The sequence below is a fragment of the Halohasta litorea genome (assembly GCF_024494645.1).
Lineage (GTDB): Archaea > Halobacteriota > Halobacteria > Halobacteriales > Haloferacaceae > Halohasta > Halohasta litorea.
The window spans coordinates 483,357-509,190 of the sequence record NZ_JANHDJ010000002.1 but is presented as its reverse complement, the minus strand read 5'-3'; the positions used below and the strand labels follow the sequence as shown (position 1 = coordinate 509,190).

Below are 25,834 nucleotides of genomic sequence, written 5' to 3'. Positions count from 1 at the left end.
CCGAAGCTGAACATCGTCATCACGCAGTCGAAGGCTGCCTGCGTGTGGGTAGCACCTGCTGTGTGATTCGGCTCTTCGGTCACACAGCAGTTCTCCGCGGAAATTAGCCCGAATCAGTGTTTTCGACGAATTAGCCCGAATCAGTGTTTTCGACGAGATCGACGCCCGCGGAGCGAAACGCTTCTCGGATATCCACCGGAATCTCCCGATCCGTTATAAACAGGTCGACGGCGTCGAGCTCGGCGAAGCGGAACGTATGGTTGTCACCGAACTTCGTGTGATCCGAGACGAGTACGGTCCGCTTCGCGTTTTCGATCATGAGCTCCTTGAGCCGGTGTTGGTGGACGTTTCGAGCCGTGAGCCCGTCGGTGTCGATCCCGTCGGTCCCGAGGAAAAAGAGGTCGGCGTTGGTCTGTTGGATGAACTTCTCGGCCCACGGCCCGACTGCCGTGTAGTTTTCCGGACGGTACAGCCCGCCGGTGACGTGGGTTTCGAACCCCTTTTGGGCGAGCTCCCGCCCGATCAGCGGCATCGGCGTCATCGGCACGAACGACTGGTCCGTGGAGACCTGTTTTGCGATTTCGAACGTCGTCGTCCCGCAGTCGAAGATGACGATCTCCTCTTGGTGGATCTCTTCGACGGCCCGGGCTCCGATGGCGGCTTTCGCTTCGAGGTTGTGGATCTTCCGGTTGTCGTAGTCCTTGCCACGGCTGACCGTCGGCATCGCACCCCCGCGGGTTCGCTCGATGAGGTTCTGCTCGCTGAGTTCCTGGAGATCACGGCGGATCGTCGTCTCCGAGACGCCGAACTCCGAGGCGAGTTCCTCGACCGAACAGCCCTGACTATCGTTGACCAAATTAACGATCTCCTGTCTTCGTTCGAGCGGGAGCATAGCGACATATCGAAGTCGGCCGGAATAACGTTTTCTTGACTCTCAGAGACACGAACAAATCCAGTGCCGCGCGAGGTTGGTATGCGTTACTGATCGACGACAATCTCCCCGCAGTTCGATCTCCGGCCGCTGGCGGCGGTATCGACGCTGAAAAAAGGAGTGTGGGTGGTCGGCTTCAGAGGCCGAAGGTTGGCCAGAAGGTCCCCGAGAAGACACCGACGGCGACCAACAGCGTCGCAAGCAGTCCGGAGGCGGCAATCGCGGCCGCCGGTGGGTCGACGTGGGTCTTGCCGTGGGCGTAGAAGATGCGTTCGATGACCTCTCCGAAGAGGGCACCGAACACACCGAAGGCGAGTGCGACGAGCATTACGACCGTCGGGCTGAATCCCGTCATATCCGCGCTCACCGCACCGACCGCGCCGGGGAGCGTGATATGGTGGGTAACGGGGAAGTTGTCGAGACCGGCGTTGAGTATCACGAGGCTCGCCGCGCTGATACCGAAGATCAGGACGACGCTCCCCGTTGCGATGTAGGTGAAGCCGCCGACGAGGCCGCCGATGATACCGATCATCGTGACGCCGCTCCACTTGTACTGCCACGGCAGCCAGATGCCGGGTGCGTTCTCCTCGCCGCGTTCGAACGGCCCCATATCGAAGACGCTGTTGCCGTAGACCTCGCCGATGATGCTGTAGCCGAAGGCGAGACGGTGGACGATCGCCGAGACGAACACCATCAGGGCGATGTTGTCCGTGCCGAACTGAATATAGTTGAGTAGTTCAGTACCGGCAAAGCCGAACAGTCCGAAGAGTCCACCGACTAACAGTACGTCGGTGTGGTGTGTCCCGAGCGGCGAGAGGATATCTTTCCCGTCTTCGAGATATCCCTGTTTGGCTGCGTAGGCGGCTCCTGCGGCACCGCCCGCGAAGCTGATATGGGGGCCGAAGATCGGGCCGAAACCGATGAGGTTCGTGATGTTCCCATCGGCACCCGCAATGACGGCTGCCTCACCCGCGATAACTGCGAGCCCGGTAAAGATGAACGCAGGCAGGCCGCCGATGGCCGCACCGAAGGCACCCCCCGCAAAGCTGGCAAGCCAGAAAACCGGGTCGACGAGGGCTTCGGTTACCATTGTGGCTCACCTCGCTTGAAGCGGTGAGCTGTCCGGTCGTTCGATACGGTCTGGTTCGTCACTGTACGTCGGTTCGATCCGCGTTGTTTCGGTATCATATCGGTAGTCCGTTGCTGTGAGCGATGTCGCTGTCTTCGCCCGGACGGGTGTCTCCGACCGACGAGCGGACAGCACTGGTGGTACGGCGCGCGAACCCCGCTCCCGGGAGTGTGAGAGACATCGGAGCCGCTGTACTACCGTGCCGCTGCTGGAAACCGATGTCTCGATCACTGCTACGGTGATCCCTCAGCCGGTCTGCGGAGCCCACCGTACCCGGGTCGGAAACGATTCGCGACGGCTCGTTTCCGTAACCACGGATAATCATCATTGATGTACATCATAAATGTTACTCCTATACCGATACTTGTCGTATTATTCGGCACGTGGACACCGACGTATCGCTATGCCGAAACCTGAACGTGGTGTAACACTGGCATTGGTGGTTAAATAGCGCGACTAGTGGGGTCTCCACAGCCCCCTCGTCGACGCTAAGACACCCAGTTCACACTCGGTGTTCGGAAATGCCGAACGGACATCCCAAGGTCGTGTTCCGTTCCCGAATACCGGTAGCTGACAGCCGCTGCTGGCTGGTCGCAACAATTATAACGATTCTCACCAACCAGTCACCATGACACACACAGTCGTCGTTATCGGCGGCGGAGCCACTGGCACGGGCACTGCCCGTGATCTCGCCATGCGGGGGTTCGACGTTACCCTCGTCGAGCGGGGGAACCTCACCGAGGGCACTACCGGCCGCACCCACGGCCACCTCCACAGCGGGGGCCGCTACGCCGTCTCCGACCAGGAAAGCGCAATCGACTGTATGGAAGAAAACCGAATTCTCCACCGGATCGCGGGCCACTGCATCGAGGACACCGGCGGACTGTTCGTCCAGCTGGAGGGCGACTCCGACGAGTACTTCCAACAGAAGTTGGAGGGCTGTGCGGAGTGTGACATCCCGACAGAGGTCATCTCCGGCGAAGAGGCCCGCCGCCAAGAGCCGCATCTCACAAAACGCGTCGAGCGCGCGATCCGGGTCCCCGACGGCGCGATCGATCCCTTCCGGCTCTGTGTGGCCAACGCCGCCGACGCCGTCGATCACGGCGCGACCGTCGAAACCCACGCCGAGGTGGTCGACCTCCGCGTCGAAGACGACCAGGTAACCGGCGTCGAAATAGAGCGACAGGGACCCAACTACCTCGGCGAGGGCTGTGAGGGCCAGACCGAAACGATCGACGCCGACTACGTCGTCAGCGCGACCGGCGCGTGGGCGAGCCAGATCGCGGAGATGGCCGATATCGACCTTGAGATGGCGATCTCGAAGGGCGCGATGGTCGTCACCAACGTCCGGCAGATCGACACGGTGATCAACCGCTGTCTGCCGAAAGGCGAGGGCGACACCATCATTCCGCACGAAACCACGGTCCTGCTCGGGGCCAACGACGACCCGGTCGAGGACCCCGACGACTACCCCGAAGAACAGTGGGAGGTCGATATGATGATCGACATCGCCAGCGAGATGGTACCGATCGTCTCCGAGGCGCGGATGATCCGGGCCTACTGGGGCGTCAGACCGCTGTACGATCCCAACCCCGACTCGACCAAAGATTCCGGCGACGTGACGCGGAACTACTTCGTCCTGGATCACGCCGAGCGCGACGGGATCGGGGGATTCAGTTCGATCGTCGGCGGCAAACTCACCACCTACCGGGAGATGGCCGAATCCGCAGCCGACCACGTCTGTGAGGTGCTGGGTGTCGACGCCGACTGCCGAACCCACGAGGAGCCGCTGCCCGGCAGCAGCGATATTTCGGTGCTCGAAGACCGGATGGACGATTTCGGGCTACGCTCGCCGATCGCTCGCCGGAGCACACAGCGGCTCGGGGACCGTGCTCCGGAAGTCCTGGACACCGACGAGCCGAACCCCACGGTCTGTGAGTGCGAGGCCGTCACTCGCGCGGAGATCCAGGACGCGATCGACGACGTTGGGGCCGACCCCAACGGGATTCGGCTCCGGACCCGCGCGTCGATGGGCAACTGTCAGGGGGGATTCTGCTCGCATCGGATCAGCGCCGAAATCTACCCGAAACACGACGCCGTCACCGCCCGCGATGCCCTCGACCAGCTGTATCAGGAACGCTGGAAAGGGCAGCGACACACGCTGTGGGGCCGACAGCTCTCCCAGGCGATGCTCAACCACCTGCTGCACGCGACGACGATGAACCACGACGCCGACCCCGCGGTCGGTGGCCCGAGCGTCGACTACACGGCCTTCGACGGGGGCCGAGCCGAACCCATCGAGGGGCGTCATGGCGATTGAAAGCGAGGTCCTGGTGGTCGGCGGCGGCCTCGCCGGAATCACGAGTGCGATCGCGGCCGCCCGCGAAGGGGCTGACGTGCGGCTAGTCTGCCACAAGCGCACCTCGCTTCGGCAGGCTTCGGGACTGATCGATGGCCTCGGCTACGTCCCCAGTCGTACCGATACTGCCGCCTCCGAGACGATCACCCAGCGACGGAAGGATTTCCGAACCGTTCGTTCGTCTCGCAGCGAGTACACTGGTCCACTCGTCACCCCGTTTACCGAAATCGAGGCGTTGCCGCCGACTCATCCCTACTCGATTCTCGGCGAGGATGCACTCCGCGAGGGGTTGGCGTTGTTCGACGAAATGACCGGCGAGATGTATCTCGGCAGTCACACCGAGAAAAACGCGCTCGTCCCGACCTTCGGCGGGACGGTCAAACCGACCGCTCGGTATCCGCGCGCGGTCGCAGCCGGGCTCGCCAGCGATAGCCGACCCATGACGATAATCGGCGTTCGCTCGTTCACCGAGTTCGACGCCCGACAGGTCGCCGATTCCCTCGAACTGGCCGGAGTCCCGTTCGATGTGACCGGCGCGGAAGTCGAGTTCGCCGAGGCCTTCGGCGCGGACGCCAAGATCACCCGCGTCGCGAAGGCCCTCGATCACGACGAGCCGATCGACGGCACACCCGCCCGCCAGGCACTCGTGGAAGCCGTCGAGCCGCACCTGGGCGACGCCGAACGGGTCGGCTTTCCCGCGCTGCTCGGCGACGACCACACCACCGAGGTGCGGGCGGACCTCGGCGACCGACTCGGCGTCGACGTCTTCGAGATCCCGATGGGGCCGCCGAGCCTGCTCGGACTCCGGCTTGAGGATCGACTGTACGACGCTCTCGATGCCGAAGGCGTGCGGTTCGAGACGGGGAACCCGGTCGTCGGCTACGAGACGAGCGAGGACGATCCGAACCGCATCGAGTCAGTGTGGGTCGACCACAAGGGACGGGAGGTTCCCTACAGCGCCGAACAGTTCGTGTTGGCGACCGGTGGCTTCGTCGGCAAGGGACTCGACTCCGACCGCCAGCGTGTCCAGGAGCCGGTGTTCGACTGTCACGTTCCACAGCCCGCCGACCGGTACGACTGGTTCGTCGACGACGCCTTCGGCGACCACCCCTACGCGCGGTTCGGCGTCCGACCCAACGAATCGATGCAGCCGCTCGATGCCGCTGGTGAGCCCGAGTTCGCAAACCTCTATGCGGCCGGGTCAGTCGTCGGTGGCGCGGACATCGCCCGCGAGAAATCCGCCAGCGGCGTCTCGCTGGCCACAGGAGTTGTCGCTGGCCGGATGGCTGCCGATCCGGTCGACGAGCCGTCACCCCGCGCCGAGTAGTCGTATCGTATCTCGGTGGTTGGGATCGAGACGGTCTGGTAACTTTACTATTTCAACTATGAAGAAAATACAAACTCTTATAAGATATTGAAATAAATCAAAGCTTGCATGGTAGAATCTATCCCGCTGGCAACAGCAACGCAACTCATCGAGGCAGCCGAGCAGAAGGCAGACGAAATCGACAACCCGATGGTGATCACGGTGGCCAACAGTGAGGGCAACCTCATCGCCCAACACCGGATGGACGGCGCGTGGCTCGCGTCGGTCAACATCTCGAAAAACAAGGCCTACACGTCGGCCGCACTGGATATGCCGACTCACGACCTCGCCGAGGCGTCCGAGCCCGGTAACTCGCTGTACGGGCTCGACACCCGCGACGAGGGCCGAATGGTCGTCTTCGGCGGCGGCTACCCGCTGGAAGCCGACGGCGAAATCGTCGGCACGATCGGCGTCTCCGGCGGCGAAGTCTCCCAGGACCGCGAAGTCGCCGAGGCTGGCGTCGACAAATGGAACCAACTCGTCGAAGACGGCGCTGTCGACGTCCGCCACGACTGAACCGCTCGCTACGCACCAGTCGACCTCATTTTTCGACCGCTATCGGCGCCAGCATCGACGATCCGATTTAGCACGCAAAAACAGCGTGTCGTGGTGGAGTGCCCGGTTAGAAGTCGCCGTGTTCGTTGGTCGGCCACATATACGTCATTCCGGAGCTCTCGGAGTCCCACGGCGTCTCGGTCGGCGTCGTGGCGTCGGCCTCCTCAGCGTTCCGGAGTTCGGTCACGATGGCCTCGACAATTGCCTCGTCGACGTCGTTCGCTTCAGCGACGGCCTGGGTCCATTCGTCAATCGATGCGGCAGCGTTGAGTTTGGGTAGCTGGACGAACATTCTCATCTCTACGTTTGGCCCAGAGGTAAATAAGTATTTTGCGCGTATAAGATCGTGAAAATTAACCGCATGAACGATCATCCAAAACACTGCAGACGCGGGCAACAGCCACTGCCGACCGACGACGGTGAGCGGGCGGTAGGTTTAGGAGACGGGCTGAGAGTGTAGCCGTATGGTTTCAGTTACCGTCTGGAACGAGTTTCTCGAAGAGCAAACGAACGATGAAGTCGCCTCGGTGTACCCCGACGGGATTCACGAGGTCCTTGCGGCGGGACTCCGCGATCGCGGCCACGACGTTCGGACAGCAACGCTCGATGAGCCGGACCACGGGCTGACCGAGGCGGTTCTCGACGAGACCGACGTGCTCGTCTGGTGGGAGCACCGCGCCCACGAGGACGTAGACGACGAGATCGTCGACCGCGTCTGCCAGCGGATCTACGACGGCATGGGGTTCGTCCCGCTGCACTCGGCGCATTTCTCGAAACCGTTCAAGCGGCTGATGGGGACCCCCTGCTCGCTGACCTACCGCGAGTCCAGGGAACGCGAGCGCGTCTGGACGGTCGACCCGAGCCACCCGATTACGGCGGGGCTCGACACGTCTTTCGTCATTCCGGAAACCGAGATGTACGGCGAGCCGTTCGCCGTTCCCGAACCGGACCAGCTGGTGTTCGTCTCGTGGTTCGAAGGCGGCGAGGTGTTCCGGTCGGGCTGCTGCTACCAGCGCGGCAACGGTCGGATCTTCTACTTCCGACCCGGCCATGAAACCTACCCTGTCTACCACGAACCGGTCGTCCTCGATGTGATCGACAACGCCGTCCGGTGGGCAGTCCCGCGTACTGACCACACGGTTTCGAACGAGAATACGTCGATGGAGTCACTCGAATAGATCCGATAGGCCGGTTGCGATCGTCCACGCTTGGGCAGCGGTGTTCGGTATATTCGAACAGAAACCCACAACAGTCAACCCAGACCGCTCAGGAATACGGTCTCTACGGACCAAAACCGACGGACGTACCGGCTTGTGGTCGTCTACGCCGATTCGGATGGTGAGAATAGTACGCTTCGGGTAGATAGATGTTCAGTATATTCGAACACAACCGTCTCATCAGTGGTGGGCTGCATACGGCGGACAAGCGTAGTTCCCTGATAATTGTTTACAAACATACGTCTGTAATGGCTATACACGATCTTATTCGACCTCTGTAATCGATGAGCCGGGCCAGCTAACCCGACTACAGTAAGCGTCTCCTGGCCATGACCACGTGTTGTTTAGTATATCATTATACAGTTTATTTAGACGCGTTTTGCGGTTCTACCGACGCTGTCGGTGGTTTTGTCGCACATTACAGTCGCGTTCATCAGAGACGGGCCAACCGACGGGTAGTCGTGCCGAGGGCTACACGTTCGTTGAACGGTGTCTCCTCTCTCGGTGGGACACCGAGAAACCTCGCGCGATGGCATCCCCGTCCAAAAATCAAAAAACAGGAGAGTGTATCAACAGATCGGTGTTTGGGAATTGTTCTGTCGCACACACGAGTATATAAATAGGTGCCAACAAGATTGGAGAACTTCGCGAGGCCGGACGGGTATCAGAACGATCGCCGGATGGCTGCTGAACTCACACCGCGGAACTGTCGATCCCGTTGATTTTGACGAACGTATAACTGCAGTTCGGACATCGCCATTTCGTCTTTTCGCCGAGGTGGAGTGTCGTACTGGCAGCTCGATAGAAGGTCTCTTCGTCCTCGCAGGTGGGACAGTCGTGTTCGAGTTCGAGGCTCATATGAGCCCGTTAACGCCGCGATGAATTAAAATACCGGTTCAGCCAGCGGCCGTCGACTGTCTGATACAGTACTTATAAATCATATTTTGATATAGAGAATCTGTACTGTGACCTGAGCACCCGCGTAGAACCGAGAGCTACGAACATCGATATTCCATCTTACCCGATCATAGTAACAAAGAGTCACTGTTGTGCCGGATCCGGTCCAACTCTTCGACAGTATTGGCATTCGTCGTCGACGGTTCGATCGGAATCTGCGCTGGCACGTCAGCTATGGAAACGGTTGAGACGCGATCGAATTTCGACAGCAGCCTACGGGGGCCAGCGGTGTTCGAGAGGCTTTGTTGCAGCCCGATCACACTCTCTCGACGATAGAGTGTGTGGAGCGGTTCGACAACACCGGTCGGGTGTACGACAGCAACAGCATCGACCGGCGGCTCTCGGGTCGTCTCTGTACGGCGGAGCTGATCGATCATCCAGGACACCGCCGTCGGCGCAAGGAGCGGCATATCACAGCCACAGCAGAACAGCCACTGGCTGTCGAGGGCCCTCGCAGCGCCGACGATTCCGGCTAGGGGGCCGTCGTAGGCGGGTGCATCGAAGACGAATCGGACGTCGGTTCCCTCGACAGCAGTAGCATACGTCGCCCGCTCTTCTTGTGTATCGACGACGATGATCGGCTCCCGTTGAGTGGCTGCTCGGAGTACGGTCACGGTCCGGGATAGCAGTGGCTCCCCTGCAACGCTCGCGACTGCCTTATCGCCGTCGGCGAATCGGTTGCTGTTTCCCCCGGCAAGCACGACACCACGCACCGATGCGACCGGCTGCTCAGTTGTCATCCGTGGGCTCCGAAGCCGGTCTCACCGTGACTGTCGACCCCTCACTTCTGAGAAACGGGTCGGCGACCGCGGCCGGGAGATAGACGGTTCCCTGTCGGATTCGGTCTGTGATCTCGACCCCAGTTCCGACGGTGACCTTTCCGTCGGAGATGACGATATGATCAGTCGTCTCGATACCGCGGTCGCGTGCGTCGGCGGGATGCATCCGCAGCGGTCGATCGGAATGAGCGTGGTCGAGCTCAAACTCGCTGGCTCGGCCACCGGCCACCAACTGCAGTCGACCCGCCGTGTTCGAGCCGACGGTCGCGTCTCTGGTTTCGACGATGTACTGTGCGGTCCCGAACGCCGCCAGTCCGTCCGGCGTCTCGAAGGAGTCGCTGTAGAGAACACCGTCGGCGTCGGCTGGCCACTGGCAGCCCGCCGGGCCGAGTTCGTCGAATGAGAGTCCGCTGTGGGTGGGGGCGACGCGCGTCAGTTCGTCGAAAACCTCCCCGACGTCAGCATAGTCGAACAGCGCTCGGTCCGCGAACAGTCGGCTCCCCACCTCCTGGAGCACAGCCAAGTCGGACCGAGCGCCCTCGGGTGGTGGGCTGGTTGGTCGTGACCGCTGGATGCGTCGGTCGAGGTTTGTGAACGTCCCCGTCTTCTCGACACCGGCGGCGACAGGGAGGACGATGTCCGCGTGGCTGGTCGTTTCGCTCGGCGCGATGTCGCACACAACGAGCAGGTCCAGGGCATCCAGTCGGCGGCGAATCCACTCGGGGTCCCGTTTCGAAACCGCAGGGTTCTCGCCGCCGACGACCGCACCGCGGATATCGTCGCCGAACGAGGCAAGGAGTTCGCTCGCATTCTTGCCCGGGACAGCGGGTGGGTCGATTCCCCACTCGGCGGCGATTCGAGACCGGGCGGCCGAATCAGTCACCGGCTGGTGACCTGGGAGGCAGTCGGGAACACAGCCGGCGTCCGTCGCGCCCTGTTCGTTGACGAGCCCGCGGAGCACGTACAGCCCCGTTCCACGGCGGCCGAGGTTGCCGGTCAGCAACAGGAGATTCAGCAGCGCCTCCGCCGCGTTCGGCTCGTCTTCGTCGCCTTCGATGCCCGTGCCGACGAGCGCCGAGACACGGTCGGCTGTCGCGATGCACTCGACGACCTGCCCGATTGTTGTGTCGTCGACGTCAGCCGTCGACACCACGCTTTCGCGGTCTAACTCGGCGATCGACGCCGCAAACGAGTCGTAGCCTCGCGTTCGCTCGCTTATAAATACGCGGTCGACGCCACCTCGATCACTCTCCATATACTCCTCAAGCACAGCAGCGCTCAGAAGGTCGAACACCAGCCCGTCCATCCCCGGCCGCGGGGCCAGGTGATAGTCGGCCAGCCGGGTCGTCCGGTTGCCGACCGGGTCGACGTGGACGAGCGTTGCGCCGTCGAGGACTGCCGGGCGGACGAAACTGTTGAACGCGATGGGCTGGCGTTCGGCCGGGTTCGCCCCAGCGACGAGGATTACGTCGCTTGCGTCGAGGTCGGAGAGGCTGTTGGTTGTTGCTGGCCAGCCGACCCGTTCGGAGAGGGCTCGCGTCGACGAGACGTGGCAGAGCCGGGCACGGTTGTCGACGTTGTTCGTCCCGAGACTCCGGGCGAGTTTCTGGAGGAGGTAGTTCTCCTCGTTCGTGCAGTGCGGCGCGCCGAGAAAGGCGAGCGCGTTCGGGCCGTGTGTCGCTTTTATATCCTCCACGCCGTCGACGATGCGTTCATAAGCCGTCTCCCACGAAACGGCCTCGAGATCGCCACCGCGACGAACCAGCGGCTCGGTGAGTCGGTCGGCGTCACCGTCGCCGACCCGATAGGCACCGACGCCCTTCCGGCAGAGTCGACCGTTCGGGTTCGCGGGGCCAGCCACACCACGAGCACGGTCTCCATCGCCAGGAACGAGTCGACAGCCGACCGCACAGAGCGGACAGACCGACGGTTGGGGTGGTGGATTGTCGCTCACAGTGACGATGTTAGCCGAGCCTGAGTCTGCGGCCCTGTGCTTTCAGGAGTGCGAGGAGATAGCCGACTCCGGCTCTGAGATCTCGACTTTTGAGATGGCGAACCGTTCCGCGGAGTCCGACCGGCTCCGAGTCGCGGCGGGCCTCGCCGATCGCCCCCAAGAAGTCGTTCATTCCGTCTACTGCGTCCTCGTCGATCTCGATGGCCGAGAGCGTCGTGGCCGTCCCGACGAGGGCTTCGAGCTGTCCCTCCCGCTGGAGTTCAAGCACAGTGTCGAGTGCGTCGACGAGTTCGGGGCCGTTCTCCGAGAGCAGCGCCGACAGCGCCTCGATGTCGTCCGGCGAGAGCGATTCGGTGAACGCCGTTACGAGGGCAGCGAGGTCATCGAGGTGGCCCGCCTGCTGCAGTGCGACCACGGTCTCCAGTGACGCCGAAAGCTCGTCGGCGTTCTCACCGAGCTCGGTAGCCAACGCGGCTGCGTCGTCGGTCGAGAGCCCATCGGCAGCCGCCACGAGGTTTGCTGTCGAGTCGGTGATCTCGTCGAGTTCCTCGTCGTCCGTGCTGGCGATGACGAGAATCGCCGTTTCGAGGGCGTTCTCGAACTCGTCGCTGTTGTTTATCAGCGCCGCGAGGGGCTCGCCGTTCGTTGCGAGGGCGTCCTGGATGGCGGCCTGGCCATCCCCATCGCCCGCGTCGCCGTTCTTCCGGGCTCGATTGGTGGCGGTCTGGGGGTAGGAGTCGGTTGGCTCGGCCATGATCAATCATCCCCCGCGGCTTCGATATCGGCAGCCTCGATCGGCTCGGCGGTCCCGTCGGCGGGGCTGATGCGCACGGCCGACACCTTGTACTCCGGTGTCGCCGCGGCAGGGTCGAGATGTTCCTCATCGGTCAGCCGGTTGACCGCGCTCTCGGCGAAATGGATCGGGACGAAGACCGTGTCAGGACCAACGCGATCCGTCACCTGTGCCGGAACGACGATCTCGCCGCGGCGTGATTCGATTGTGACCATTTCGCCGCTCTCGATGTCGAACTCCCCGGCCGTCTCGGGGTGGACCTCGACGAAGTCGCTGGGCGTGTACTGCATCATCCCGTCCGAGCGGTGGGTCATTGTGCCGGTGTGGTACTGATACAGCACGCGGCCGGTCGTCAGCGACAGCGGGTACTCCGAGTCCGGCGTCTCGGCGGGTTCGCTGTAACCGACCGCCTGGAGGTTCGCCTTGCCGTTGTCCGTGTTGAACTGCTCCTCATAGAGGCGTTTCGTTCCGGGATGGTCTTCGTCCCAACAGGGCCACTGGAGGCCGCCTTCGGCCTCGATCCGCTCGTGGGTCATCCCGCCGTAGATCGGCGTCACCGAGTTCACCTCCTCCATGATCTCGGCGCTCGACTCGTAGTCCCACTCTCTGCCCATTCGGTTGGCGAGATCCTGGAGGATCTCCCAGTCGGGCCGCGAATCGCCCTTCGGCTCCATCACCTGCTTGACCATCTGGACGGTTCGGTCGGTGTTGGTGAAGGTACCCGTCTTTTCGACGAAACTACAGGCCGGAAGAACGACGTCGGCGTACTGGGCGGTTTCGTTGACGAAGAGGTCCTGGACGACGAGGAAATCGAGGTCGGATAGGACTTGCTCGGCGTGGTTGACACCCGGCTCCGAGAGTGCCGCGTTCTCGCCGATGATGTACATCCCGCGGATGTCACCCCGATCCGCGGCGAGGAACATCTGGGTCGTGTAGTAGCCGTACTCCGGGGAAATCTCGCAGTCCCAGGCGTCTTCGAACTTCGCACGGAGTTCGTCATCCGCGATGTCCTGATAGCCCGGGAAGTTGTCAGGGAGCGGTCCCATATCGCCGCCGCCACCCTGGACGTTGTTCTGCCCGCGGAACGGCGAGACGCCTGCGCCGGGCTTCCCGAGGTTGCCGGTGATCGCCGCGAGGTTCGCCATCGCCAGCACGTTCTCGGTGCCGTGGGAGTGTTCGGTCAGCCCGAGCGTCCAGCCGAACACACAGGCGTCGGCCGCCGCGATCGTCTCGGCGGCCGAGACGACCTCCTCGTGGGGGACGCCCGTGACTTCCTCGACGACCTCGGGGGTGAACTCCTGGACCGATTCTTTGACGGCCTCGAAGCCGGTCTCGCGTTTGTCGACGCGCTCTTCGCGGTCGTCGGCCGCCTCGTGGTCGGGTGCTTCCTCGGGCTCGTAGCCGGTGACCCGGTTTTCCACGAACTCCTTGTCGTAGAGGTCGTTGTTGATGATGTGCCGGATGAGCCCGTTGATCCAGACCGCGTCGTACCCCGGCTTGATCCGGCTGTACTGGGTGGCGTACTCGGCGATCTGTACCTCTCGGGGATCGAAGACCAAGAGGTCAGCACCGTCTCGGACGTTCTGTTTGATTCGCGTTGCGAGGACGGGGTGAGCTTCGGTCGTGTTCGATCCCGTAAGCAAGATGCAATCGGCGATTTCGAGGTCCTCAGTGCTGACAGAGGCCGCGCCGTAGCCGTACGATTGGGCGAGGCCAGCGACCGTCGAGGAGTGACACAGGCGGTTACAGTTGTCGACGCTGTTGGTGCCGAGCACCTGCCGGGCGAACTTGCCCATCAGGTAGTTTTCCTCGTTGGTCGCCTTCGAGGAGGCGATCAGCGACAGCGATTCTGCGCCGTGGTCGTCTCGAATCCTATCGAACCCCTCGACCACACGCGAGTATGCTTCGTCCCACGTCGCTTCGCGGAACTCGCCGTTCTCATCGCGGACCAGCGGGCTGGTAAGTCGGTCGTCGGAGTTGACGAAATTGTAGCCGAATTTTCCCTTGACGCACGTCGAGATACCGTTGACCGGGGCATCTTCCTCGGCGGTCGGTCGGGCCGCGAGGATCTCCTCGCCGTCGGAGTAGAGATCGAACCGGCAGCCGACCGCACAGTAGCCGCAGGTCGTGTCCTCGACGGTCAACTCTTCGAGGCGTTTGTCGCCGATCGAGGTAGCGATCTCGAACAGTTTGCCCTCCGAGAGCGTGTCGGCGGCCACCCCCTCGGCGACTTGCTCGACGTTTTTGAGCGCCTGCTGTTTGGCCTGCTGCATGTAGCCCGCGACGCCATCCAGCTGGTCGTCTGTCGCGTTCTGTCGGTTGTTGCTCATGGCCACTCACCCCCGCTGGAGGCGTCATCCCAGACGTCTACGTCGACTGTCTCAGTATCCGGGTTGGCCTTGGGGGAGTTCGTTTCCGTCCCTTCGGCTCGTTTTTTGGGAGTCATCGGACCCGTGGCGTGCTCGGTGGGTTCGTAGGTTTTGCCAATGGAGTTCTTCTGGGTGAATCCAGGAAGTGGAATCGTCGTGGCGTCCTCGATGCCCTTTTCGACGAGTGCGCCGGTCGGACAGACGGTCACGCAGTGGCCACAGGAGACACACGTTGAGTCGGCCATCGTCTCCGCGTCGTTCTGGAAGCCGATCCGGGTGTCTTTCCCGGTGCCTTCGATCCGGAGGACGCCCTCGACCTGGACGTCGTTGCAGGCCTCCACGCAGCGGTTACAGAGGATACACTTGTTGCGGTCGATCTGAATGAAATCCGAGGAATCGTCGAGCGGTTCGTACTCGTCGCGGTCGTCGAGCACGCCATAGCGTGGTTCCTCGACCTCGTTTTCGATCGAGGCATCCTGGAGCTCACACCGGCCGTTTTTCCCACAGGTCGTACAGCGCAGATTGTGGTCAGACAGGACCAAATCGAGGTTCACGTCGCGTGCCTCGGCGGCCTCGCTTGCCGCGGTCCGAATCGTCATCCCGTCCTTGGCCGGGAAACTACAGGCGGGGACGATGCCGTAGTTCTCCGTCTCGACCATGCAGGTCCGACACTCGCTTCGGGGGCCGATCTCCTGTCTGCCATAGTGGCAGAGCGCGGGGACGTAGTCGTCGGTCTCGATTCGGTCGACTGCGTCGAGCAGTGTCGACCCGGCGTCGAGAGACACATCGATTCCGTCGACTGTCACCGTCGCAGGGGTGTCACTACCGACTTCCGGATCGGTGGCTGTTCCGGGGGCGATACCTTCGGTTAGTGGCGGGATCTCCGCCTGTTGCTGTTGTTCTGAACTCATACTGAGGCCTCCAGTGGATCGAGACAGCGCCCGGCCGGACAGTGGCCGTCGGCGTGGGCCTCGAATTCCGCTTCGAACTCGGTCATGGCGGTTCGGACCGGTCGACCTGCCTGTACGCCAAACTCGCAGATGCTCGACGTAGACATCACGCGAACCAGCTCCTCGATCTTGCCGGGCGTGTAGCTCCCGTCGTAGATCTGCCGGAGGAGTCCTGCGAGTTGTGTGGTTCCCTCCCGACAGGGGACACAGCGACCGCAGTTCGCTTCGGAGCTAAAGCGGGCCGTTTTCCCGACGAACTCGACGATACACCGGTCGTCCGCGAGGAGATGGACCGATCCCTCGGTACCGAGATCCGCAGCCGCCAGCGACTCGGGGTCGACGGCCACGTCGAGATCGCTGGTCAGCCCGCCGAACCGACCGCCGACGCGGGCGGCCTTGAGTGTGCCATCCATATTGACGGCATCGAGAACGTCGCCGAGGGTGTCAGTTTCGGGCAGTTCGACCGTCGCTGGTGCGTCGACATCACCTGTCACCGTCAACAGTCGGGTGTTCGGGGGCCCTCCGTCTCGAAGCCCAACTGCGAGTTGGGCGAGTGTTCGTGGGGTATGGATCAGCGTCGGTTGGCCGTGGAGCCCGACTGCTTCGGGACCCGGTGGCCGAAGCCGGGCCTCCAGGCGGTGGTTGCCTTCGATCGCTTCGAGTGCCATCGTCGGCTCGGCAGCCCGGTACTCCGCGGGGCCAGTCACCACATCGACCGGAACCGGGAGCTCCGGATAGTTCGCCGCAGCCTCCCGAACGGTCTCGACGGCGTGCTCGTCGGTCTCCGAGGCATACACGATGAGACTGTGGGCCTCGACAGTGCGGGCGAGGGCGGCGGCCCCGTCGAGCACCTCGAAGGGGGCACTCTCCAACAGCAGTCTGTCCGGGTCGGCTCCGTGGGCGTTGACGACGATCGCTGTGTTGCCATCGGCCTCCAGGACGGTCTCCCACGTCTCGGCGAGAGGTGCGTCGTGGCACAGATCGCCCCAGCCACGACCGCGGAGCGTGGCTCCGATCTCCAGGACAGTCTCGGGCTCGGGTGCCTCGAACCCGCCTGCAGCCTCGTGATCGGCCGGGTTCGTCGGTCGACGCCACCCACAACCACCGAGAACCGTACGCACGCCCGTATCGAACCCCGCCAACGGTGGTATCGGGAGCCGGGCCGTGGTTGGGTCGTGGCCGACGACGGCTTCCGGCTCGGGCTGCGTTCGGTCGCCGGGAGCGGCCACGCCGTCGGCAGTGTCATCGACACGTTCGACGATCTCCGCGACCGCATCCGGCGAACACCGTGTATAAAAGGACGTTGCTCCGGCGTGGGTTACCGTTAGTAGTGGCTCTATCGCGGTCACACCTGTCGAGCCGACGTTGACGACGATCCCGTCGGTATCTGCACCTCGTTGTGGATCGCTCCGTCGGAGACCGGACTCCGAGATCCGAATAATCGGCTCGTTATTTGTTATGATGTCTGTCATGTAGTACTGCCCTTGAGTAACTATTGCTTTTAATCATTATAAATCATCGGGTGGGCAAAATACAGATATAATTACGAGATAGTCATCAAATGCTGTTATCCGCCCAAAAGAATACAAATTTAGAGAGAGTCTCAGACGGTTGAAAAAGGCTCCAACCATCGGCAGCCAGCTGGCAAGAGCACACAGGACCGCCAATTGGGTGGGTGTCGGCTAGTCGGGTTCGTCGCACCGTGAATCCAGGAACAAAAGTGGCTCCAGCCCTCATCGGCGGAACAGTCGCTCCGAAGTATCGATATCCACGTCGGAAAATTGTCGGTCCATAGGGACCATGGTATGACGATTGATGCCGGGATCACATCGCTGGCGGGCTGTAGATCCGCCCTCTGAACCTACCAGCTCACATCTCGAACTGACTTAACTAGATCGTATTCTGTCTCTACGCTTCGTTACTCAACTGTACTATTTTTTCACGGAGTTCAGTAATGTTCTCCGCGACATAGTCCGATTCAGGAATCGGATCGGCACGCTGATTGCACTGATATCGAATCACTGTTGTATCTGCCCGGTTCCCTGCTTTCACCCCTTGGACCGAGTCTTCAACGACGAGACACTCCGATGGATCGACGCCGAGACGGTCCATCGCATGGGTATATATCGCCGGATTCGGCTTACTTGGTGCGTCGATATCCTCTGCACTAACGGTAATCGCCGGATTCAGTTCGGAGTGTTCGATAACATGAGCGATCCATCGGTTGAGGGCCGACGACACGACGGCGACTGTTAGACCACGATCTTGGAGTCCTGCGAACAGCGATTCCATACCGGGAGTTACAGTTGCTTTCTCCCGGTACATCTCGTCTGCGAATGCTTCGATTTCTTCCTGGAACGTATCGACCGCAACCGGGAGTCCGTACTCGGAATCGAGAACGGTAATAATATCTTGAATACTACGTCCAGTGATATCATCGATTACCGGTTCACCGGACTGGACTCGTGGGAAGACCTGTTGTTCCCAATGGCGCTCCCAATACCGTTCGGAGTCGACGAGGACCCCATCCATATCAAACAGCACTACGGTTACCATTACATCTACGTTCGTGTTCTAAAGTATGAACCTCGTGGTTTGATCTGATGGCACTACACACGTCGACTCGGGTATGGGTTGAAGCGGGCTGACGTAATAACTGGTTGTGGCCGTGGTTCACGACCACTGACGCGAAAGGTCGACGGCGTCCTCCCACTGCTCGTACTGCGCCTGAATCTCGGTTGAATCTACTTGCGGTTCGAACCGATGGGCCAGCTTCCAGTGGTTTCGAAGGGTCTTCGTATCTGGCCAGACGCCGACGGCGAGCCCTGCAGCGTAGGCGACTCCGAGTGCTGTGGTTTCTAGCACTTCCGGTCGGTCAACGGTAGCATCGGTTACATCCGACATTCGCTGACAGAGGTAGTCGTTTTTCGCCATCCCGCCATCGATGCGAATACTATCGATCGACAGCCCGCTGGTGGCTTTCAGCGCGTCGATAGCGTCTCTGGTTCGGTAGGCGATCCCATCGAGTGCCGCCCTGATAACGGATTCACGACTCGTTCCGCGTTCGAGGCCGAAGATGGCACCGCGAGCGGCCGGGTCCCAGTACGGTGTCGCAAGCCCCTGGAACGTCGGAACGAAGAATACGTCCCTTGAGGACTCTGCCGAGCGCGCGAGGTCAGCCGTATTGGCAACGTCGTCAACCACACCAATCTCTTCCAACCACGCCAGCGCCTGACCACCTGTGAAGATTTCCCCTTCGAGTGCATAAATGGGGTCCTCGCCGGTGCGTTGATAGGCAACGGTCGTATTTAATCCGTGTTCGCTGATCGTCGCCTCGGTGCCGATATTCATCTGCATGACACACGAGGTTCCGACGGTGTGTTTTATCTCGCCGGGTTCGAACCGCGCTTGTCCGAACAGTGCTGCCTGTTGATCACCGAGGATACCACTGATTGGAACCTCCGTACCGAGGAACCCGTCGGCATCGGTCGTTCCGTGATACTCCTCGTTGATCGACGGCTGAACCTCCGGGAGGATCTCGCGGGGAACCCCGAACTCGGTCAGTAGTTCGTCGTCCCAGTCGAGTGTTTCGAGATCGAACAACATTGTGCGGGAGGCATTCGTGACGTCGGTTACGTGTTCGCCGGTGAGGTTCCACGTGAGCCACGTATCGATATTCCCGAAGAGGATTTCGCCGTTCTCAGCCCGCTGTTGTGCCCCATCGACGTTGGAAAGGATCCATTCGATCTCTCCGGCCGAGAAGAACGGATCCGGTTCGAGCCCGGTTGTTTCCCTGATTTTCTCTTCCCAGCCGTCCTCAATAAGCTGTTCAATACGATCGATCGTCCGCTTGTCCTGCCAGACAATCGCATTGTGTATCGGTTCGCCGGTCTCTCGATCCCAGATGATCGTCGTCTCGCGTTGGTTCGTAATGCCGATGCCGTCCAGTTCAGTTGGATCGGTCCCCGTCGACTCGAGAACCTCCATCATGACATCCTTTGTATTCTGCCAAATCTCCGTCGCATCGTGTTCGACCTTGCGGGGCGCTGGATAGATCTGTTCGTGATCCTTTGATGCGGATCCGACGATATCACCCTGTCGATCGAACAAGTAAAACTTCGTTGCAGCAGTTCCTTGGTCGATAGCACCGATTACCATGTATTAGAGCACCTCATTGTTACCGTAACATTCCGGCTACATAATAGTATATCCTTATTTTTCCTGAATAATGTGTTGTCCGTGATAGTTCGGTCAGTTATGGTTTCGACCTCGTTTGACGATGTTCGGCAACGAAAACCGATTCTAATTGAAATATTGTTCCGTTTCTGCAGGCAGTGCTCCATCGTTGACAATATCAGAAAGTGCAGCGACGAGCGCCGTCGGATCGTCGTGTTGCCACACATTACGCCCGTAGGTGATCCCCGCAGCACCGGTTCCGACGATTTCACTGGTCATCTCAAGAACGGCCGACGTGGTATCCGCCTTGGGGCCTCCTGCGACGAATACTGGGTACGGTGCGTTACTGACAACCGCCCCGAAGGCGTCCGGATCGTTGGGATAGTACAGTTTCAGCATATCCGGTCCGAGCTCTGATCCAATTCGGGCAGCGTTTGCGATTAACTCTGCATCCAAATCGTCGGGGATCTGCGGCCCCCACAGTGTCGGCTCGACCATGACTGAGAGATCGTAGTTACGTCCCTCACCGGTAAGCTTCGATACGAACTCGAGGTTGTCACCCAACACGGAGGCATTCGATCGGCCATAGATGAGACACGCCTTGACCGCATCCACTCCTGCCTCGGCAGCGCGATCAAGACTAAACGCCTGTCGGTGGATTTCCGCATCACCCTGATGGCCCGGAATCGTCGAATCGTGGATCACGTCGACGGTCCCGATCTGATACACCGAAGGGTACGACTCGAAGACATCAGCATACTGTTCGAAGAACGGGACACTCGCAAGGATACCGTCCGGTTCACCGTCGAGAACGGCCTTGAGAGTCTCCTCTCGATCCTCGAATCCATCGAATTCTCCCCAATGCAGTCCGTGATCGAGCGCAACAACAACGCCGCTTGCTAACGTTTCTACCATTTGTAACCAGTTCACCGATTACGTAGTCTGCTATTTATGCTTTTCTTGGAGACATATGACAGTTCCAAATCAATACGGTAGCGAGAACTATGCTCGTCGACCAACCGAAAAATACCGAAAACTAGTTTGCGATTTCGATACTGTTCTGAGATACCGAATACCAAAGGTAACAACCCAATACACTCACAGAAAACATTACACACATAACGATGTAATATTACTGAAACCCAAACCTCTGGGTAACAGCTATCTATGGCGTTACACGTCCATATAGGCGATTTACTACTGTAATGGATCGCTGTTCGTTAGCTGGATACAGTTCCGTAAACGAGTTAACTCGTTCGTAAATACCGAACAAGTGACTGAGACGAGTCACCACGGTTTACCGACTTATTCCAGCGACTCGGTCGAGATAGTGTCGTCCGAAACTGTGTCCGGTCCGTTTGCGGGATCGTCCATCGGACAGCATTGACACTGGCATCGAGCACGACCGGTTCGTGGTAGACGGTGGAGGTTTCGTGGCCTGTCCGGAAGTAAAGATCCGACCGCTGCCTCGTGGTAACAGTATCAAGGAGTAGTTTACTCGGGCACTGTCATCCCGGGGGAGTCTGCTGGGGCCGAAAGCAGTCGCTTGAACTCCTCGTTGACATCCATCACCGTCACCGAGCACCCGCACATATCGAGGGAGGTCATATACTCGCCGACCAACGCATCCCAGTGGTCAAGTCCCGCGTCGTCGAGACGCTCCTGGAGCCGTCGGTTGACGACATACAGTTCCATCAGCGGCGTTCCGCCCGTCCCGTTGACAATGGTTGCGACCTCGCCGGAGGGGTCTAAGTCTTCGAGCACCCCGTCGACGAGCCGGTCGGTGATCTCGTCTGCGCTCGCGATCTCGGTGCGCTCGACGCCGGGTTCGCCGTGGAGACCGATGCCGATCTCCATCTCGTCGTCGCCGAGGGTAAATGTGGGTTCGCCCTTTTCGGGGGTCACGCAGGGAGTCAGTGCCATGCTCATCGTCCCGATTCGGTCGATAGCCGCCCGCGTCGTCTCGGCGACCGTCTCCAGGTCGGCCCCCTCTGCGGCTTTGGCCCCCGCTACTTTGAGCGCGAACGTTGCGCCAGCGACCCCACGTCGGCCCGTCGTGTACTCGGAGTCCTCGACCGCCACGTCGTCGTCCACGATGACCGTCTCGATGGCCGTGTCGGTCTCCATCTCGATCATCTCGACCGCCGTTTCGAGGTTCATGATATCGCCCTCGTAGTTGTTGATGATGACGACCACGCCCGCTCCGGCGTCGACGGACTCGACCAGTGTCTCGAACATATCAGGTGTCGGGGAGGTGAACACCTCGCCCGAGGCCGCACCGTCGAGGAACCCCTCGCCGATGTAGCCCGCGAACGCCGGTTCGTGACCGCTCCCACCGCCGCTTGTCACCGCGACTTTGTTCTCAACCGGTGCGTCTTCTCTGACGATTATATTCGAGTCCGGGACCCGCCGCAGTGCGTCCGGTCGCTCAGCGACCAGTCCGTCGAGCATCTCGTCGACTACGTCCTCAGGATCGTTGACCAGCTTTTTCATGATTAATCATACACCACCTTGTATAAAAAAATTATTTCTCCGTTTGCGAGGTGTTCAGATCCGGTTGCAAGGTGAGGTGTAGCGTTTACTGAGTGATTTCTGTCCGAAATCGCTTGCCTTTTTGAACATATCGGTACCCTCGACAAACGACTCGATTAACTCCCGCTTGATCAACTGTACGCAATGTTGGTCAATAGATCCAGAGACAGAGGACCGGCTTTGAGAAGATCAGTGCCCCATACAGCCTTCCTTGGCGGCGGGCAAACGGGTTCTCCCGCCTGCCCATCGTGTTTGGTTACGCGAATCCCATACAAGCTGCGGACGATTGTAGCCTTGTTTCTGCGGTTGTCGGATCGATATGGCTGAAACTATTGCTAAACAAAGGCGTTCGCTGATATATTTCTTTAAATATATGTTCGACAGCATTCCGGTTTCCATAGTGAACAGTTTGAAATCGGAGTCCTACTCGATTCAATACAACTGATAACATGCCCGTGACCGACGGGAAATACAACCTCAGAAACATCGTCTTTCTCACAGAGTTCTCACAAAATTTTCTGCGCCAATACCGTCGTTATGGTTGTAAACAGCGTATAATGGAGAATTTGTTCGCTGCATATCGGCCGCCGGTACAGCCAATACTACTGAGCACTGTCCTGGATCACCGTCTCGTCCAACGCAATGTGATCCGAAATCGCATCGCTGGTGGGCTGTAGATCTGCCGTCTGAATCCAATTATGAACCGCTTTTCGTGAGCGTTTGACACCGAAAACCCAAAGTTCTGATATAGTATTCGAAAGTGATAATTCAGCCAAATGGAGTCGAAACCCGAGCTTCACCAGCTCGCTCGGTGTCCGCTCTCGCTCCACAGATTCTGATTCAATCCAGTCGTGACAACCGCTGAGGCGAGTGATTTCGGCCATAGGTAGCCGAAGCCACGCCGTGTCATTCTTCAGTCGTAGCTACACATGACCGTCCCGTCGTCGGCAAGCAGTACTAAAGGGAAGATGGACGAATAGGACCTATGGACCACTCGATCGACTCGATTCTCGTTCCGACCGACGGCAGCGAGGGGGCCGAGCCAGGCATCCGTCACGGGATCGGTCTCGCGGCCGACGTGGGGGCCGACCTCCACACGCTGTCGGTGGTCGACTCCGTCGAAATCAACCCCTCGCTGTCGCGCATCGAAGCCGAATCCGACCCGAAGGGCCTCTTCGAGGCCAGAGCGACCCGCGCAACCGACGCCGTCGCGGAGTTGGCTGAGTCCCACCTCGATGGGGCAGTCACTACTGCCGTCGAGTGGGGCCGCCCGTTCAAATCGATCACCGAGTACGCCAGGGCCAACGAGATCGACCTGATCGTGATGGGGACTCACGGCCGGAGCGGGCTCAAACGATTCGTTCTCGGCAGCGTCGCCGAAAAGGTGCTCCGAACCACGAGCGTCCCGGTCCTACTGGTGCCACCACAGGCATCCGTAGACGGGGTCGAGGTTGAGTACTCGGAAATCCTCTTGCCGACCGACGGCAGCGAGGCCGCCGAGACCGCCGTCGACTGGGGGCTCACGCTGGCCGACATCTACGACGGGACCGTCCACTCGATCTACTCGGTCGACACGGCCCGGTTCGCTGGCGAGGGCGGGATGATGGTACTGTTCGATGCGCTCGAAGAGACCGGACAGGCGGCGCTGGATTCGATCCGCAAACGGGCCCACGACGCTGGCATCGGTGTGACCGCCGAGCTCGGCACGGGACCGCCCGCCCGCGTAATCGGCTCCTACAGCGAGGACCACGAGGTCGATCTGATCGTGATGGGGACTCACGGCCGGAGCGGCCTCGACCGGTATCTGATCGGCAGCGTCACCGAATCGGTCGTCCGCCACGCAGCAGTGCCTGTCTGCTGTGTCCCAATGGAACAGGTCTAATCGACCACGGCTCTCGCTCTACGGGTTCGATCGAGGGCTAATCCGACGTCCTCGGCCTAGTATAAATACAACCATTCTAGGCCATATAGACAGAATATTTATTTAGTTATCTCTGCTCTGTAGTTACATGGCGACACTAAATAGCCGAAAGAGCTCACGATCGTACAAAATAATAGATTCGATGAATGCCCACGAGACAATGACCGTCGTCGACCCCTCAACGCAGGGGACATTTCATGTCGTCGCCTACGATGACAGCGGGCTTCGCCGCGAACTCGCGGCTCTGGAGACCGGTGATTCGGTCGACCTCACGCTCGATCGGGCGGGCATCCGGGCCAACGTCTGGCAGGCACGCCGAGCCGATGCCTCTACATCGGCGAGTTAACTCCGCCCAGTCGGCGTAGCGGGGAGGCCGACCTCCCGACTAGTGTGCGTGTTCGTAGCCCTCGTCGGCGACTCGTGGCCCGTGCTCGGCGAACCCCATCGGTTCGTCCTCGAAGGCTCGTTTGCAGGTCTCCGAACAGAAGTAGTACGTCTCACCGTCGTAGCTGGCACTCGGCCCGGAGTCGTCGGCCCGCATCCCACAGACGGGGTCACGGTACTCGCCCGGAGCTCCGAGTCCTCGCCAGTAGACGTACAGCAGGAACCCGGAGAGCCCGAAGGCGATGAGGTTGAGATAGAAGGTGTAGTCGACCGCGAAATAGGTCTGCTCGGTCGCCGTCTGGCCACCGGCCAGGTTCGGGACGATGCCAAGGGCATCGAAGAGTAGTTCCATCAGGAAGCCGGTGAAGGCCATCGTCACGAAGAAGACGCCGAGGATGTACAGCATGACGCGCCAGCCGTAGTATTTCCGGTAGACGTTCAACACGGGCACGGTGATGAGATCGGCATAGACGAAGGCGATGACGCCGGCGAAGCTCACACCGCCGCCCCAGAGGGCAACCGCGAAGGGAACGTTGCCCATACTGCCGACGAAGCTGATGACGGCGATCGCAACCCCCATCACCGCGTTTTCGGCCGTCACAAGCAGGCCGTCTCCCTGAAGGAAGAGCTGATTCCAGACCCACTGGGGGACGAACACGATCACGAACCCCGAGATCAGGAACCCGGCGAGGACATCGGTCCACAGCATCGACCACTCCTTGCGGTACTGATTGCCGAGTTTGTACCAGCCGCCCCACGAGCGCAGTTCGTCCCGCCAGTTGCCGCTGCTTGCGGTCTGTTGGCGGTAGCTCTCCAGACAGCCCTCCGAACAGAATCTGAGCGTTTCGCCCCCATCGGTGACGATCGTATGCTCCTTGCGGCCCTCCATGCCACAGGTCGGATCTTCGCTCACTCCGTGTTCGTGGTCGCGCTCGTTGAGTTCCGTTCTGACCTCGTCGAACAGTGTTTCGGGCAGTGTCAGGTGAACGATGACGGCCATGATGGCGATGAGAACGAGCCCGCCGAGCAGTTCCGCGAGAAGGAACTCCCAGCCGAGCAGCACCAGGATCATCAACCCGAGTTCGACGATGAGGTTCGTCGACGCGAACATGAACGCCAGAAAGTTCACCGTGTGAGCGCCCTTTTTAAATAGCCCTTTGCCGATCGCCACGGCCCCGAAGCTACAGCCGCTGCTGGCGGCTCCGAACAGGGTTGCCTTCGTCAGTCCCGTTAGATCCCCCTCGCCGAGCACGCGGGCCATTCGGTCTTTCGAGACGTAGACCTGTACGAGACTCGTGACCACGAGTCCCATGATGATCGCCCACGCCGCGGTCCAGAGGAATCCGACACCGATCCGCAGGGATTCGACGATCCCGTCGACGATCGGAGCTTGCATACGGACCTCGTCGGTCGGCAGGTACATCTGTATTGTTTCCTCCCGGTTCGGTATCCCAGCCGTCTA

21 protein-coding genes and 1 pseudogene are annotated in these 25,834 nt (G+C 60.5%); 6 read left to right on the top strand and 16 right to left on the bottom strand.

What is annotated here, in order from left to right; genetic code table 11:
• Positions 1–130: 130 nt before the first annotated feature.
• Complete coding sequence (glpR, locus tag NO877_RS07455) at positions 131–892, bottom strand: HTH-type transcriptional regulator GlpR (protein ID WP_256395692.1); 762 nt, start codon at positions 890–892, stop codon at positions 131–133.
• Between the two features lie 175 nt (positions 893–1,067).
• Positions 1,068–2,021, bottom strand: coding sequence for a DUF7973 family transport facilitator (locus NO877_RS07450; RefSeq protein WP_256395691.1), 954 nt, complete (start codon positions 2,019–2,021; stop codon positions 1,068–1,070).
• Positions 2,022–2,688: 667 nt separating this feature from the next.
• Here NO877_RS07450 and glpA point away from each other — a divergent pair.
• The 3 genes from glpA (at position 2,689) to NO877_RS07435 (ending at position 6,301) form a co-directional block, all read left to right on the top strand.
• Complete coding sequence (gene glpA / locus NO877_RS07445) at positions 2,689–4,380, top strand: anaerobic glycerol-3-phosphate dehydrogenase subunit GlpA (protein WP_256395690.1); 1,692 nt, start codon at positions 2,689–2,691, stop codon at positions 4,378–4,380.
• Entirely contained in the window at positions 4,370–5,746 is a 1,377-nt protein-coding gene (gene glpB / locus NO877_RS07440) for a glycerol-3-phosphate dehydrogenase subunit GlpB (RefSeq protein WP_256395689.1), read from the top strand. Before glpA ends, glpB begins: the two co-directional genes overlap by 11 nt.
• 108 nt (positions 5,747–5,854) lie before the next feature.
• Positions 5,855–6,301 carry a GlcG/HbpS family heme-binding protein gene (locus tag NO877_RS07435; protein WP_256395688.1) on the top strand — a complete coding sequence of 149 codons (447 nt, stop codon included), beginning with the start codon at positions 5,855–5,857 and terminating at the stop codon, positions 6,299–6,301.
• 106 nt (positions 6,302–6,407) lie between these two features.
• Here the strand turns inward: NO877_RS07435 and NO877_RS07430 are convergent, their stop codons facing one another.
• Positions 6,408–6,632: a hypothetical protein gene (locus tag NO877_RS07430; RefSeq protein ID WP_256395687.1), complete on the bottom strand. Its 225-nt coding sequence runs from the start codon at positions 6,630–6,632 to the stop codon at positions 6,408–6,410.
• A 172-nt stretch (positions 6,633–6,804) separates the two neighbouring features.
• On the opposite strand from NO877_RS07430, the gene NO877_RS07425 reads away from it, so the two are divergent.
• Positions 6,805–7,518 (top strand): ThuA domain-containing protein, encoded by a 714-nt coding sequence (locus NO877_RS07425; protein ID WP_256395686.1) that lies wholly within the window; start codon positions 6,805–6,807, stop codon positions 7,516–7,518.
• A 732-nt stretch (positions 7,519–8,250) separates the two neighbouring features.
• On the opposite strand, the gene NO877_RS07420 is transcribed toward NO877_RS07425, so the two are convergent.
• The 12 genes and pseudogenes from NO877_RS07420 to NO877_RS07365 all read right to left on the bottom strand — a co-directional run.
• Positions 8,251–8,415 carry a DUF7838 family putative zinc beta-ribbon protein gene (locus tag NO877_RS07420; protein ID WP_256395685.1) on the bottom strand — a complete coding sequence of 55 codons (165 nt, stop codon included), beginning with the start codon at positions 8,413–8,415 and terminating at the stop codon, positions 8,251–8,253.
• Positions 8,416–8,582: 167 nt separating this feature from the next.
• Positions 8,583–9,254, bottom strand: coding sequence for a molybdenum cofactor guanylyltransferase (locus NO877_RS07415; RefSeq protein ID WP_256395684.1), 672 nt, complete (start codon positions 9,252–9,254; stop codon positions 8,583–8,585).
• Entirely contained in the window at positions 9,244–11,247 is a 2,004-nt protein-coding gene (locus tag NO877_RS19800; RefSeq protein WP_256395683.1) for a molybdopterin oxidoreductase family protein, read from the bottom strand. Before NO877_RS19800 ends, NO877_RS07415 begins: the two co-directional genes overlap by 11 nt.
• Positions 11,248–11,257: 10 nt before the next feature.
• Complete coding sequence (locus tag NO877_RS07405) at positions 11,258–12,001, bottom strand: helical membrane plugin domain-containing protein (protein WP_256395682.1); 744 nt, start codon at positions 11,999–12,001, stop codon at positions 11,258–11,260.
• Between the two features lie 2 nt (positions 12,002–12,003).
• Positions 12,004–14,370 carry a molybdopterin oxidoreductase family protein gene (locus NO877_RS07400; RefSeq protein WP_256395681.1) on the bottom strand — a complete coding sequence of 789 codons (2,367 nt, stop codon included), beginning with the start codon at positions 14,368–14,370 and terminating at the stop codon, positions 12,004–12,006.
• Positions 14,367–15,320: a 2Fe-2S iron-sulfur cluster-binding protein gene (locus NO877_RS07395; RefSeq protein WP_256395680.1), complete on the bottom strand. Its 954-nt coding sequence runs from the start codon at positions 15,318–15,320 to the stop codon at positions 14,367–14,369. Before NO877_RS07395 ends, NO877_RS07400 begins: the two co-directional genes overlap by 4 nt.
• Positions 15,317–16,831 (bottom strand): NADH-ubiquinone oxidoreductase-F iron-sulfur binding region domain-containing protein, encoded by a 1,515-nt coding sequence (locus tag NO877_RS07390; RefSeq protein ID WP_256395679.1) that lies wholly within the window; start codon positions 16,829–16,831, stop codon positions 15,317–15,319. Before NO877_RS07390 ends, NO877_RS07395 begins: the two co-directional genes overlap by 4 nt.
• Before the next feature lie 436 nt (positions 16,832–17,267).
• Positions 17,268–17,915 (bottom strand): HAD family hydrolase, encoded by a 648-nt coding sequence (locus tag NO877_RS07385; protein WP_256395678.1) that lies wholly within the window; start codon positions 17,913–17,915, stop codon positions 17,268–17,270.
• A gap of 117 nt (positions 17,916–18,032) precedes the next feature.
• Positions 18,033–19,517, bottom strand: a complete 1,485-nt coding sequence (glpK, locus tag NO877_RS07380) for a glycerol kinase GlpK (protein WP_256395677.1) — start codon at positions 19,515–19,517, stop codon at positions 18,033–18,035.
• 144 nt (positions 19,518–19,661) lie between these two features.
• Positions 19,662–20,450, bottom strand: coding sequence for a class I fructose-bisphosphate aldolase (locus tag NO877_RS07375; protein ID WP_256395676.1), 789 nt, complete (start codon positions 20,448–20,450; stop codon positions 19,662–19,664).
• A 579-nt stretch (positions 20,451–21,029) separates the two neighbouring features.
• On the bottom strand, positions 21,030–22,028 hold the full coding sequence (gene dhaK, locus NO877_RS07370) for a dihydroxyacetone kinase subunit DhaK (RefSeq protein WP_256395675.1): 999 nt from the start codon (positions 22,026–22,028) through the stop codon (positions 21,030–21,032).
• Positions 22,029–22,344: 316 nt separating this feature from the next.
• A pseudogene (locus tag NO877_RS07365) lies at positions 22,345–22,951 on the bottom strand (transposase domain-containing protein); the annotation flags it as partial.
• A 101-nt stretch (positions 22,952–23,052) separates the two neighbouring features.
• Between NO877_RS07365 and NO877_RS07360 the strand changes: the two are divergent.
• The gene (locus tag NO877_RS07360; protein ID WP_256395674.1) at positions 23,053–23,949 is read left to right on the top strand and encodes a universal stress protein; all 897 of its coding nucleotides are present in this window, start codon (positions 23,053–23,055) and stop codon (positions 23,947–23,949) included.
• A 127-nt stretch (positions 23,950–24,076) separates the two neighbouring features.
• Positions 24,077–24,334 (top strand): DUF7999 family protein, encoded by a 258-nt coding sequence (locus NO877_RS07355; RefSeq protein ID WP_465262057.1) that lies wholly within the window; start codon positions 24,077–24,079, stop codon positions 24,332–24,334.
• A gap of 39 nt (positions 24,335–24,373) precedes the next feature.
• Here the strand turns inward: NO877_RS07355 and NO877_RS07350 are convergent, their stop codons facing one another.
• Positions 24,374–25,768, bottom strand: a complete 1,395-nt coding sequence (locus NO877_RS07350) for a permease (protein WP_256395855.1) — start codon at positions 25,766–25,768, stop codon at positions 24,374–24,376.
• Between the last annotated feature and the right edge of the window lie 66 nt (positions 25,769–25,834).

Bases quoted from the DNA above. Each gene is read 5' to 3' on its own strand.
- glpR (WP_256395692.1), bottom strand. From the start codon at position 892: ATGCTCCCGCTCGAACGAAGACAGGAGATCGTTAATTTGGTCAACGAT.
- NO877_RS07450 (WP_256395691.1), bottom strand. From the start codon at position 2,021: ATGGTAACCGAAGCCCTCGTCGACCCGGTTTTCTGGCTTGCCAGCTTT.
- glpA (WP_256395690.1), top strand. From the start codon at position 2,689: ATGACACACACAGTCGTCGTTATCGGCGGCGGAGCCACTGGCACGGGC.
- glpB (WP_256395689.1), top strand. From the start codon at position 4,370: ATGGCGATTGAAAGCGAGGTCCTGGTGGTCGGCGGCGGCCTCGCCGGA.
- NO877_RS07435 (WP_256395688.1), top strand. From the start codon at position 5,855: ATGGTAGAATCTATCCCGCTGGCAACAGCAACGCAACTCATCGAGGCA.
- NO877_RS07430 (WP_256395687.1), bottom strand. From the start codon at position 6,632: ATGTTCGTCCAGCTACCCAAACTCAACGCTGCCGCATCGATTGACGAA.
- NO877_RS07425 (WP_256395686.1), top strand. From the start codon at position 6,805: ATGGTTTCAGTTACCGTCTGGAACGAGTTTCTCGAAGAGCAAACGAAC.
- NO877_RS07420 (WP_256395685.1), bottom strand. From the start codon at position 8,415: ATGAGCCTCGAACTCGAACACGACTGTCCCACCTGCGAGGACGAAGAG.
- NO877_RS07415 (WP_256395684.1), bottom strand. From the start codon at position 9,254: ATGACAACTGAGCAGCCGGTCGCATCGGTGCGTGGTGTCGTGCTTGCC.
- NO877_RS07405 (WP_256395682.1), bottom strand. From the start codon at position 12,001: ATGGCCGAGCCAACCGACTCCTACCCCCAGACCGCCACCAATCGAGCC.
- NO877_RS07400 (WP_256395681.1), bottom strand. From the start codon at position 14,370: ATGAGCAACAACCGACAGAACGCGACAGACGACCAGCTGGATGGCGTC.
- NO877_RS07395 (WP_256395680.1), bottom strand. From the start codon at position 15,320: ATGAGTTCAGAACAACAGCAACAGGCGGAGATCCCGCCACTAACCGAA.
- NO877_RS07390 (WP_256395679.1), bottom strand. From the start codon at position 16,831: ATGACAGACATCATAACAAATAACGAGCCGATTATTCGGATCTCGGAG.
- NO877_RS07385 (WP_256395678.1), bottom strand. From the start codon at position 17,915: ATGGTAACCGTAGTGCTGTTTGATATGGATGGGGTCCTCGTCGACTCC.
- glpK (WP_256395677.1), bottom strand. From the start codon at position 19,517: ATGGTAATCGGTGCTATCGACCAAGGAACTGCTGCAACGAAGTTTTAC.
- NO877_RS07375 (WP_256395676.1), bottom strand. From the start codon at position 20,450: ATGGTAGAAACGTTAGCAAGCGGCGTTGTTGTTGCGCTCGATCACGGA.
- dhaK (WP_256395675.1), bottom strand. From the start codon at position 22,028: ATGAAAAAGCTGGTCAACGATCCTGAGGACGTAGTCGACGAGATGCTC.
- NO877_RS07360 (WP_256395674.1), top strand. From the start codon at position 23,053: ATGGACCACTCGATCGACTCGATTCTCGTTCCGACCGACGGCAGCGAG.
- NO877_RS07355 (WP_465262057.1), top strand. From the start codon at position 24,077: ATGGCGACACTAAATAGCCGAAAGAGCTCACGATCGTACAAAATAATA.
- NO877_RS07350 (WP_256395855.1), bottom strand. From the start codon at position 25,768: ATGCAAGCTCCGATCGTCGACGGGATCGTCGAATCCCTGCGGATCGGT.